We start from the raw sequence: 9,682 nt of genomic DNA, 5'->3' as shown, positions 1-9,682 counted from the left end.
GTTGCCGGCCAGCGCCCGACACTACCGAAAGGAAAATGCCCGCTTTCGCGGGCGTTTTCTTACTTCTTCGCTTCAGCCGGCTTCGCTTCCGCTGGCGCGAACTCGGTGCGGCAGTCCACGCGGATCTGCTCGCCCGTGCTGCGCCAGACGAAGGTGCGGCAATGGCGGTTGCCGTCCTGGCTGTCGTTCACCGCAACCGCGTAGAACGACTCGATGATCTCGTCACGCGAGACGGTGCCATCGCCGTTCCAGTCCATGTCCTTCTGCTCGATGCCCTGGGTGATGGCGATGTCGGCGTACCAGGCGTAGCCCAGCCACGCCAGCACGATCAGCACCAGCGCCAGCAGCGCCTTGCGACGCGGGCTGAACTTGCCGCGCAGGATCATGGCACGCGCCGGATGGTGGCACCGAGCGAAGACAGCTTCTCTTCGATGTTCTCGTAGCCACGATCAAGGTGGTAGATGCGGTCGATGGTGGTGTCACCATCGGCCATCAGGCCGGCCAGGATCAACGATGCCGACGCGCGCAGGTCGGTGGCCATCACCGGCGCACCGCTCAGGCGTTCGTGGCCCCGGGCAATGGCCGTGTGGCCTTCGACCTGGATGTCCGCGCCCAGCCGCAGCAGTTCGTTGACGTGCATGAAACGGTTCTCGAAGATCGTTTCATTGATCACGCCCACGCCGTCGGCCACGCAGTTGAGCGCCATGAACTGCGCCTGCATGTCGGTCGGGAACGCCGGGTACGGCGCGGTGGTCAGGTTGACCGCCTTCGGCCGCTTGCCCTGCATGTCCAGGGTGATGCTGTCATCGGTGGTCTCGATCTTCGCACCGGCCTCGACCAGCTTGGACAGCACCGCGTCCATGGTGTTCGGGCGCGCGCGGTTCACGGTGACCTTGCCACCGGTCATCGCCGCGGCCACCAGGAAGGTACCGGTCTCGATGCGGTCGGGCAGCACTTCGTGGCGGCCCCCGGACAGGCGCTCGACGCCTTCGATGACCAGGCGCGCGGTGCCCAGGCCTTCGATCTTCGCGCCCAGCGCGATCAGGCAGTGCGCCAGATCGGTCACTTCCGGTTCCATCGCGCAGTTGTCGAGGATGGTGGTGCCTTCGGCCAGCACCGCGCCCATCAGCACATTCTCGGTGCCGGTGACGCTGACCATGTCGAAGGTGAAATGACCACCCTTCAGGCGCTTGGCCGAGGCCTTGATGAAGCCGTTCTCGACCACGATCTCGGCGCCCAGCGCCTGCAGGCCCTTGATGTGCTGGTCGACCGGGCGCGAACCGATCGCGCAGCCGCCGGGCAGCGACACTTCGGCCGCGCCGAAGCGGGCCAACAGCGGGCCCAGCACCAGGATCGAGGCGCGCATGGTCTTGACCAGCTCGTACGGCGCAACGTGCTGGTTGACCGGACGCGGGTCGACCACGATCGCGCTGCCGCGCGACAGCGTGCCCTGGTCGATGGTGACCTTGGCGCCCAGCTCGCCCAGCAGCTTCACCGTGGTGACCACGTCGTGCAGGTGCGGCACGTTGGTGATCTCGACCGGCGCATCGGCCAGCAGGGTCGCGCAGAGAATGGGGAGGACGGCGTTCTTGGCGCCGGAGATGCTTACTTCACCGTGCAGCGCAGCGCCGCCGGTCACAACGATCTTGGCCATGTATTCGGGATCTTCTGCGGTTCAGCCGGCTTCGGCCGGGGTCACGGTTTTCAGCGCCAGCGCGTGGATCGCGCCGCCCATCAGGTCGCCCAGGGTGGCATAGACCATCCGGTGGCGGGCCAGCGGCATCCTGCCGGCAAAGGCCTCGCAGACCACGGTCGCTTCGAAATGCACGCCATCGTCGCCACGCACGTCGGCGCGGGCGCCGGGCAGGCCGGTTTCGATCAGATTGCGGATGGTGTCGGCGTCCAACGGGCTTTCCTAATAAAATGAGCGCTCATTCTACTTCCGCTGCGTGGCGTCCGCATGGCCGAGCCTCTCCTGCCCTCCCGTTCCGTCGACCCGGCCAGCCTGGTCGCCAGCGGCCGCCGTGTCTTCGACATCGAGCAGCAAGCCCTGAATGCGGTCGCTGCCCGCCTCGGCGATGCCTTCCAGCAGGCTTGCCAGGCGATCCTGTCCAGCCGCGGGCGGGTGGTTGCCACCGGCATGGGCAAGTCCGGCCACATCGCCCGCAAGATCGCCGCCACCCTGGCATCGACCGGCACCCCGGCGTTCTACGTGCACCCGGGCGAGGCCGGCCATGGTGACCTGGGCATGATCACCGAGGACGACGTGGTGCTGGCCCTGTCCTATTCGGGCGAGTCGGACGAAGTCCTGATGCTGCTGCCGGTGCTCAAGCGCCAGGGCAACCTGCTGATTTCCATGACCGGACGCCCGCAGTCCAGCCTGGCCGCCGCCGCCGACATTCATCTGGATGTCAGCGTACCGGCCGAAGCCTGCCCGCTGGACCTGGCCCCGACCTCCAGCACCACCGCGTCGCTGGCGATGGGCGACGCGCTGGCCGTGGCCCTGCTCGATGCGCGCGGTTTCACCGCCGATGATTTCGCCCGTTCACACCCGGCCGGCAGCCTCGGCCGCCGCCTGCTGCTGCACATCACCGATGTCATGCACACCGGCGCCGACCTGCCCCGGGTCGAGGCCGGCGCCAGCCTCAGCGAAGCGCTGATGGAAATGAGCCGCAAACGGCTGGGCATGACCGCCGTGGTCGATGCCGATGGCGTCCTGATCGGCCTGTTCACCGACGGTGACCTGCGCCGCGCGCTGGACAGCGCGCTGGATGTGCGTACCGCGAAGATCGCCGATGTGATGACCCGCAACCCACGTACCATCGGCGCCGACCAGCTGGCCGTCGAAGCCGCGCGGTTGATGGAGACCCACAAGATCACCGGCCTGATCGTGGTCGATGGCCAGGGACGCGCGGTCGGTGCCCTGAACATTCATGACCTGTTGCGGGCGCGGGTGGTTTAACCGACAGTCCGTAGACCCCATTCAGTCTGTATCGTCCATCCGCCCACACCGAGCCTGCCGCCCTGATGCCCTGGTCCCCCCTGCCCGCCTTCCCCGCCCACCTGCATGCCGCTGCGGCCCGCGTCCGCCTGGCGTGCTTCGACGTGGACGGCACCCTCACCGACGGTCGGCTGTACTACGACAAGGACGGCAATGAGAGCAAGGCGTACTTCGTGCAGGATGGCCTGGGCCTGAAACTGCTGCAGCAGCACGGCATCCATCCCGTGCTGATCACTGCGCGCAACAGCCAGTCCGCGCTCCGGCGTGGCGCCGATCTCGGCATCGACACCCAGATCGCCGTGGGTGACAAGCTGGCCAGCGTGCAGGCGCTGTGCGCGCAGCACGGCATCGGCCTGGAACAGGTGGCCTTCATGGGCGACGACCTGCCGGACCTGGCGCCGCTGGGCGCGGTGGGCCTGGCCGTGGCGCCTGCCAACGCGCACCCGTGGATCGCCGAGCGCGTGCACTGGCAGACCCGCACCGACGGCGGGCGTGGCGCTGCACGTGAGCTGTGCGATGTCCTGCTGGCCGCCCAGGGCCATGTGGATGCGGTCCTGGCGAGGTTCGGCGCATGAACCGGCCGACCCTGAACTGGCGCACCGCACTCGGCATCGGCCTGCTGCTGGCCGCGCTGCTCAGCAGCTGGGCCGCGCTGCGCAACCGTGACAAGGGACCGGCCAACGGCGGCAACGAGATTGGCGTGGACTACATCCTGCACGACTTCACCATCGTGGCCCTCGACGAACAGGGCAAGGAATCGACCACCCTGCGCGCACCGCTGCTGGAGCGTCAGCGCGGTGACCAGACCATCAGCATCGCGACCCCGCTGTTCGAAATGCCCGACAAGGACGGCAAGCACTGGACGCTGCGTTCGGAGACCGGCTGGCTCAGCGCCAAGGGCGACGAAATGAAGCTGCGTGGCAACGTCGCAGGCGACAGTCCCGCCGACCCGGGCGTACCGCCCACCACCTTCCGCACCGACCATCTGGACGTGTTTCCGAAGGAAAGCCGTGCCCGCACCGATGCGCTGGTGACCATGACCCGGCCCGGAATGGAACAGTCCGGCGTCGGCTTCGAGGTGGATTCGAAGAACAACACGTATCATTTCCTCAGCCAGTCCAAGGGCCGCTACACGCCCCGGCACTGATCCCGCCGCCAGCCTGCGACGTCCCCGGACAGGCGCACGGCCGGCAGCCCCTCCCCGCCCCCGGTTTCCGGGAGCCCTACACCGGTAGAACGGACCCCGATGAAGATTCCCTTTGCAGCCGTACTCGCGCTCGCACTTGTTGTGCCCAGCGCCGCCTTCGCCAAGTCCACCGACCGCAACGAGAACATGAACATCGATTCCGGCGCCCAGTCCGGCGTGCTCACCGGCGATGGCAAGACCGTGCTCTCGCAGGGCGTGAACATCACCCAGGGAACCCTGGACATCCGCTCGTCGGAAGCCGAGATCTACCTGAAGGATGGCGAGGCCGTGCGTGCGGTGTTCACCGGCAAGCAGGCCACCATGAAGCAGCAGCTCGACGATGGCACCTGGATGGACGCGGTGGCCGATCGCATCGACTATGACATCAAGAGCGAGATCATCACCCTGACCGGCAACTACAAGGTCACCAGCGCGCGCGGCACCAACGCCGGCCAGCGCATGGTCTACAACACCCGCAGCGGTGAGATGAACTCCGGTGGCGACGGCAGCCGCGTGCGCACCGTCATTCCGCCGAAGAACAAGAACCCGGCCGCACAGCCGGCCAAGCCTGCCGGGAGCAAGAAGTAATGCTTGTCGCCAAGGGCCTGCGCAAACGCTACAAGCAGCGTGAAGTCGTCAAGGACTTCGGGCTGACCCTCGATGCCGGTGAAGTGGTCGGCCTGCTGGGCCCCAATGGTGCCGGCAAGACCACCTGCTTCTACATGATCGTCGGCCTGGTCGCAGCCGATGCGGGCAGCATCGTGCTCGACGGACGCGACATCACCGGCGACCCGATGTACACCCGCGCCAAGCAGGGCGTGGGCTATCTGCCGCAGGAACCCTCTGTGTTCCGCAAGCTGACCGTGGCCGACAACATCCGCCTGGTGCTGGAACTGCGCGAGGACCTGGATTCGGCCGGCCGCGAACGCGAATTGAACAGCCTGCTCGACGAACTGCAGCTGGGCCACGTTGCCGACCAGCTCGGCGCCAGCCTGTCCGGTGGCGAACGCCGTCGGTGCGAGATCGCCCGAGCGCTGGCCGCGCAGCCGCGCCTGATCCTGCTCGACGAGCCATTCGCCGGCGTCGATCCGATTTCGGTCGGCGAGATCCAGCGCATCGTCACCCACCTCAAGCAGCGTGGCATCGGCGTGCTGATCACCGATCACAACGTGCGTGAGACCTTGGGAATCTGCGACCGCGCGTATATTCTCGCCGAGGGCGCCGTATTGGCCCAGGGCTCGCCGGAAGCGATCCTGGACAACGCCGACGTACGCCGCGTCTACCTTGGGGATTCGTTCAAGCTGTGACGGCGGGCACCCGGGCACTTTCCATCCTTTCGGCACAGGTATGAAGACTCGGCTGCAGACATCGTTGGGACAGCAGCTGGTGCTCACGCCCCAGCTGCAGCAGGCGATCAAGCTGCTGCAGATGTCCACCACCGAGCTGGAGCTGGAAATCGCCCAGGCCGTGGAAAGCAATCCCCTGCTGGACTGGGCCGACAGCAACGACGGCCCTGCCGCCAACGAGGCCAGTGACGGCAACGACAGCGAAGCCCCCAGCGAACGCGCCGACGATGGCGACGATTGGGCGCCTGCCGAACTGGACTGGAGCGCTGCCGGCAGCGGTGGCAGCTTCGACGATGACGACGACACCGGCAGCGCCGCCGAGCGCGTGGCCGAAAGCGAGACGCTGGCCGATCACCTGCTGTGGCAGCTGCACCTGTCACATCTGTCCGCACCCGATCGCAGCATCGGTGCCGCGCTGATCGATGCACTGGACGACGATGGCTACCTTCGGGAACCGCTGGCGACCATCGCTGAAACACTGCTGCCAACGATCCATGCCGACGAGGACGAGATCCTCGCCGTACTGCATCGCATCCAGCGTTTCGATCCGGTCGGCGTGGCCGCTCGCACACTCGGTGAATGCCTGCAGCTGCAGCTGGACGTGCTGGGCGAGGACACGCCCGGACTGGCCCTGGCGCGACAGATTGCCGCAGGACCGCTGGAACGCTTGCCGCGCAGTGGCGTGGCCGGCCTCGCCCACGAACTGAAACGACCGCTTGCCGATGTCGAGACCGCCGTCGCCCTGCTGCGCTCGTTGGACCCGCGCCCGGGCACGCAGATTGCGCCGCTTTCGCAGGACACCTACGTGGTGCCCGACGTGGTGGTGTGGCGGCAGAACGGCGTCTGGCGCGCATCACTGGCCGGCCATGCCGGGCCGAAGGTGGTGATCCACCGCGGCTACGAACAGCTCATCCGCCGCTGTGGCGAGGCCGATGCCGGCTATCTGCGCGCGCAGCTGCAGGAGGCGCGCTGGCTGCTGAAAGGGCTGCAGCAGCGCGGCGAGACCCTGCTGCGGGTGGTGCGCAGCCTGATCCTGCAGCAGGCCGGATTCCTCGAATTCGGCGAACAGGCGCTGCGCCCGCTGACACTGCGCGAGATCGCCACCGAACTCGGCCTGCACGAATCCACGGTATCGCGCGCGATCGCGCGCAAGCATGTGCGCACGCCGCGCGGCACCCTGCCGCTACGCGCCTTCTTCGCGTCGGGCATCGATACCGAGGGCGGCGGCGAGGCGTCCAGCACGGCCATCCAGGCCATGATCCGGCGACTGATCGACGACGAGAACCCGCGCAAGCCGCTTTCTGACGCCAAGCTGGCTGACCTGCTCAAATCGTCGGGAATTCCAGTAGCGCGACGCACCGTGGCGAAGTATCGTGAAGCCATGAACATTTCCGCCTCGCACGAAAGGGTCAGAATCGCTTGACGCGCCGCCGCGCCCGGCGGAGAGGTTCATTGGCACATCCGAACACAGGAGAAACCCGATGCGCATCGAAACGTTTGGCAAAGATGTCGAAGTCACCCCGGCCCTGCAGTCCTATGTAGAGGAAAAGCTGGCCCGGATCGGAAAACACTTCGACCAGCACTGCGAAGCGCGGGTGACCCTCAAGCTGCAGAAGACCGAGCATCACGTCGACGCCAGCCTCAACATCCCGGGGCAGACCCTGCACGCCGAGGCCGGCGGCCAGACCATGTATGCCGCAATCGACCTGCTTGCGGACAAGCTTGACCGCCTTGTGATCAAGCACAAGGAGAAAAAACAGCAGCACGCGCCGCTGCCGGTGGGCGACAATGGTGGCTGATCGCCACTGTTCCCCGCAGACATGCCCCTGACTGACCTCCTGGCGGCCGTGCAGACCCAGCTCTGCACGGCCACCGACCGCGACAGCGTCCTGCAGGCCGCGGCCGGGCTGCTGGCCTGCCGCCAAGCCAATGCCGAACAGATCTACCTGAACCTGTGCCAGCGCGAAGCGCTGGGCAGTACCGCAATCGGCCATGGCATCGCCATTCCCCACGGCCGCGCGCCGACCCTGGACCGCCCCCGTGGCGCCCTGCTGAGGCTGGCCACCCCGGTCGACTTCGGTGGCGACGAGCCGGTGGACCTGGTGTTCGCGATGGCCGTCCCCGCCCACTACACCCACCAGCACCTGATGCTGCTGTCCGAGCTGGCCGAGTTGTTCTCCGCGCCCGACATCCGCCAGGCGCTGCGCGCGGCCGGCGATGCCCGGGCCCTGCGCCAGGCCCTTGAGCTGACGCCACCTGCGAGCGCCGCATGAATACCAGCATCACCGCCCGTGAACTGTTCGAACAGCAGCGCGAGCGGCTGGGGCTGCGCTGGGCTGCAGGCAAGTCCGGCGAGAAACGCGAACTCGAAGCCGGCAACACGGTCTCGCGGCGCCCCTCGCTGGCCGGCTACCTCAATGCGATCTACCCCAACAAGGTGCAGATTCTCGGCACCGAGGAGCTGTCCTGGCTGGACGCGCTGGAACCGCGCCAGCGCTGGGAGACCATCGAGAAGATCATGCAGTCGCACCCGCTGGCGCTGGTGCTGACCCGCAACCAGCCCTGCCCGGAAGACCTGCGCGCGGCCGCGGACGAGTCCGGTACGCCGCTGTGGCTGTCCCCCAAGCGCGGCCACGAACTGCTCAACCACCTGTCCTACCATCTGGCGCGCACGCTGGCACCGCGGGTGATCCTGCATGGCGTGTTCATGGAGATCTACTCCATCGGCGTGCTGATCACCGGTGAGGCCGGCTCGGGCAAGAGCGAACTGGCGCTGGAACTGCTCAGCCGCGGCCATCGCCTTGTGGCCGACGATGCACCCGAATTCACCCAGATCGCCCCCGATGTGCTCGACGGCACCTGCCCCGAACTGCTGCAGGACCTGCTTGAAGTGCGCGGCCTGGGCGTGCTGAACGTGCGCGAGATGTTCGGCGACACGGCTGTAAAGAAGAACAAGTACCTTCGGTTGATCGTCCATCTGACCAAACCGATGACCGAACCCACGCCACATGGCTACGAGCGCCTGACCGGCGATTCGGGAACCCGCCATGTGCTGGACCTGGACGTACCGCTGATCACCCTGCCGGTGATGCCTGGCCGCAACCTGGCCGTGCTGACCGAGGCGGCCACCCGCCTGCATATCCTGCGCACCAAGGGCATCGATCCGGCGGCGATGTTCATCGCCCGCCACAGCAATCTGCTGGAACGGCGAACGCCCTGACCCCTGTCTTTCGAAGAGCCCGTCCATGAGCACCGCCGCCCCCACCGCCCCGACCCTGATCATCGTCAGCGGCCTGTCCGGCTCGGGTAAATCCGTGGCCCTGAAGACCTTCGAGGACCAGGACTACTACTGCTCGGACAACCTGCCGATCAATCTGCTCCCGGATTTCGTACGCAGCCTGCTGGCCAACCACGATGGCCACGCGCCGCGCCGGCTGGCGGTGGGCATCGACGTGCGCGGCCAGGCCGATCTTGGCCAGCTGGGCGACTGGCGGCGACTGGCCACCGACGCCGGCGTGGAGGTGAAGGTACTGTTCTTCGAGGCCAGCGACGAAACGGTGCTCAAGCGCTATGCCGACACCCGTCGCCGGCATCCGCTGAGCCAGTTGGGCCTGTCACTGCCCGAAGCGATCGCGCGCGAGCGCGTGCTGACCGCCCCGCTGCGCCGCGAGGCCGATGCGGTGATCGACACCAGCGCGCTCAACGTGCACCAGTTGCGGCGACGGATCATCACCGAGTTCACCCTGGACCACGCCACCCGGCTGTCGCTGCTGTTCGAATCGTTCGCCTACAAGCGCGGCGTGCCGGCCGAGGCGGACTTCGTGTTCGACGCGCGCGTGCTGCCCAACCCGCACTGGGACCCGGAGCTGCGCGCGCTGAGCGGCCGCGAGCCGGGCGTGCGCGACTACCTGGAAGTGCAGCCCGACGTGCAGCGCTACCTGGCCCAGCTGACGGACTTTCTCGATACCTGGCTGCCGAAGCTGGGCGACGGCACCCGCAGCTACGTGACCGTGGCGTTCGGCTGTACCGGTGGCAAGCATCGATCGGTGTTCCTGGCCGAGCGCATGGCCCGCCACGCGCGCGAGAAGGGCTGGGAAGATGTGGCGACCTACCACCGCGAACAGGATTGAGGGGGCGGGGGGGGGGGGG

At 67.2% G+C, this 9,682-nt stretch carries 13 protein-coding genes; 10 read left to right on the top strand and 3 right to left on the bottom strand.

Features of this window, described 5'->3' with window-relative positions:
• Positions 1 to 59: 59 nt before the first annotated feature.
• From O0J73_RS19555 to O0J73_RS19545, 3 genes are read right to left on the bottom strand one after another with little or no spacing between them, the layout of a single operon-like run.
• Entirely contained in the window at positions 60 to 386 is a 327-nt protein-coding gene (locus O0J73_RS19555; protein WP_197564705.1) for an EF-hand domain-containing protein, read from the bottom strand.
• A complete protein-coding gene (gene murA, locus O0J73_RS19550) occupies positions 383 to 1,654 on the bottom strand; it encodes a UDP-N-acetylglucosamine 1-carboxyvinyltransferase (RefSeq protein WP_006422851.1) in 1,272 nt (423 codons plus the stop codon). The genes O0J73_RS19555 and murA overlap by 4 nt, the downstream gene beginning before the upstream one ends.
• Before the next feature lie 21 nt (positions 1,655 to 1,675).
• Positions 1,676 to 1,906 carry a BolA family protein gene (locus O0J73_RS19545; RefSeq protein ID WP_006422849.1) on the bottom strand — a complete coding sequence of 77 codons (231 nt, stop codon included), beginning with the start codon at positions 1,904 to 1,906 and terminating at the stop codon, positions 1,676 to 1,678.
• A gap of 54 nt (positions 1,907 to 1,960) precedes the next feature.
• Between O0J73_RS19545 and O0J73_RS19540 the strand changes: the two genes are divergently transcribed.
• The 10 genes from O0J73_RS19540 (at position 1,961) to rapZ (ending at position 9,663) form a co-directional block, all read left to right on the top strand.
• Entirely contained in the window at positions 1,961 to 2,962 is a 1,002-nt protein-coding gene (locus tag O0J73_RS19540; protein WP_049455805.1) for a KpsF/GutQ family sugar-phosphate isomerase, read from the top strand.
• 65 nt (positions 2,963 to 3,027) lie between these two features.
• Positions 3,028 to 3,576 (top strand): HAD hydrolase family protein, encoded by a 549-nt coding sequence (locus tag O0J73_RS19535; RefSeq protein ID WP_006422845.1) that lies wholly within the window; start codon positions 3,028 to 3,030, stop codon positions 3,574 to 3,576.
• Complete coding sequence (lptC, locus tag O0J73_RS19530; protein ID WP_006422843.1) at positions 3,573 to 4,148, top strand: LPS export ABC transporter periplasmic protein LptC; 576 nt, start codon at positions 3,573 to 3,575, stop codon at positions 4,146 to 4,148. The genes O0J73_RS19535 and lptC overlap by 4 nt, the downstream gene beginning before the upstream one ends.
• Positions 4,149 to 4,247: 99 nt before the next feature.
• A complete protein-coding gene (gene lptA, locus O0J73_RS19525) occupies positions 4,248 to 4,775 on the top strand; it encodes a lipopolysaccharide transport periplasmic protein LptA (protein WP_006422810.1) in 528 nt (175 codons plus the stop codon).
• Positions 4,775 to 5,494 (top strand): LPS export ABC transporter ATP-binding protein, encoded by a 720-nt coding sequence (gene lptB / locus O0J73_RS19520; RefSeq protein ID WP_006422807.1) that lies wholly within the window; start codon positions 4,775 to 4,777, stop codon positions 5,492 to 5,494. The genes lptA and lptB overlap by 1 nt, the downstream gene beginning before the upstream one ends.
• Positions 5,495 to 5,534: 40 nt before the next feature.
• Positions 5,535 to 6,956, top strand: coding sequence for an RNA polymerase factor sigma-54 (locus tag O0J73_RS19515; RefSeq protein WP_006422805.1), 1,422 nt, complete (start codon positions 5,535 to 5,537; stop codon positions 6,954 to 6,956).
• Between the two features lie 58 nt (positions 6,957 to 7,014).
• On the top strand, positions 7,015 to 7,332 hold the full coding sequence (gene raiA, locus O0J73_RS19510; RefSeq protein WP_005415556.1) for a ribosome-associated translation inhibitor RaiA: 318 nt from the start codon (positions 7,015 to 7,017) through the stop codon (positions 7,330 to 7,332).
• A 21-nt stretch (positions 7,333 to 7,353) separates the two neighbouring features.
• Positions 7,354 to 7,806 (top strand): PTS sugar transporter subunit IIA, encoded by a 453-nt coding sequence (locus O0J73_RS19505; protein ID WP_006422799.1) that lies wholly within the window; start codon positions 7,354 to 7,356, stop codon positions 7,804 to 7,806.
• Positions 7,803 to 8,753: an HPr(Ser) kinase/phosphatase gene (gene hprK / locus O0J73_RS19500; RefSeq protein WP_004147299.1), complete on the top strand. Its 951-nt coding sequence runs from the start codon at positions 7,803 to 7,805 to the stop codon at positions 8,751 to 8,753. The genes O0J73_RS19505 and hprK overlap by 4 nt, the downstream gene beginning before the upstream one ends.
• Before the next feature lie 25 nt (positions 8,754 to 8,778).
• Complete coding sequence (gene rapZ, locus O0J73_RS19495) at positions 8,779 to 9,663, top strand: RNase adapter RapZ (protein ID WP_308309422.1); 885 nt, start codon at positions 8,779 to 8,781, stop codon at positions 9,661 to 9,663.
• Positions 9,664 to 9,682: the final 19 nt, after the last annotated feature.

This window comes from Stenotrophomonas sp. Sm6012, assembly GCF_030985895.1.
In the GTDB taxonomy this organism is placed as follows: Bacteria; Pseudomonadota; Gammaproteobacteria; order Xanthomonadales; family Xanthomonadaceae; genus Stenotrophomonas; species Stenotrophomonas forensis.
This window is presented reverse-complemented; position numbering and strand designations above follow the sequence as displayed.

Excerpts from the sequence above, each read along its gene's own strand:
- O0J73_RS19515 (WP_006422805.1), top strand. The coding sequence starts at position 5,535 with ATGAAGACTCGGCTGCAGACATCGTTGGGACAGCAGCTGGTGCTCACG.
- lptC (WP_006422843.1), top strand. The coding sequence starts at position 3,573 with ATGAACCGGCCGACCCTGAACTGGCGCACCGCACTCGGCATCGGCCTG.
- O0J73_RS19555 (WP_197564705.1), bottom strand. The coding sequence starts at position 386 with ATGATCCTGCGCGGCAAGTTCAGCCCGCGTCGCAAGGCGCTGCTGGCG.
- murA (WP_006422851.1), bottom strand. The coding sequence starts at position 1,654 with ATGGCCAAGATCGTTGTGACCGGCGGCGCTGCGCTGCACGGTGAAGTA.
- lptA (WP_006422810.1), top strand. The coding sequence starts at position 4,248 with ATGAAGATTCCCTTTGCAGCCGTACTCGCGCTCGCACTTGTTGTGCCC.
- O0J73_RS19505 (WP_006422799.1), top strand. The coding sequence starts at position 7,354 with ATGCCCCTGACTGACCTCCTGGCGGCCGTGCAGACCCAGCTCTGCACG.
- raiA (WP_005415556.1), top strand. The coding sequence starts at position 7,015 with ATGCGCATCGAAACGTTTGGCAAAGATGTCGAAGTCACCCCGGCCCTG.
- lptB (WP_006422807.1), top strand. The coding sequence starts at position 4,775 with ATGCTTGTCGCCAAGGGCCTGCGCAAACGCTACAAGCAGCGTGAAGTC.
- O0J73_RS19540 (WP_049455805.1), top strand. The coding sequence starts at position 1,961 with ATGGCCGAGCCTCTCCTGCCCTCCCGTTCCGTCGACCCGGCCAGCCTG.
- rapZ (WP_308309422.1), top strand. The coding sequence starts at position 8,779 with ATGAGCACCGCCGCCCCCACCGCCCCGACCCTGATCATCGTCAGCGGC.
- hprK (WP_004147299.1), top strand. The coding sequence starts at position 7,803 with ATGAATACCAGCATCACCGCCCGTGAACTGTTCGAACAGCAGCGCGAG.
- O0J73_RS19535 (WP_006422845.1), top strand. The coding sequence starts at position 3,028 with ATGCCCTGGTCCCCCCTGCCCGCCTTCCCCGCCCACCTGCATGCCGCT.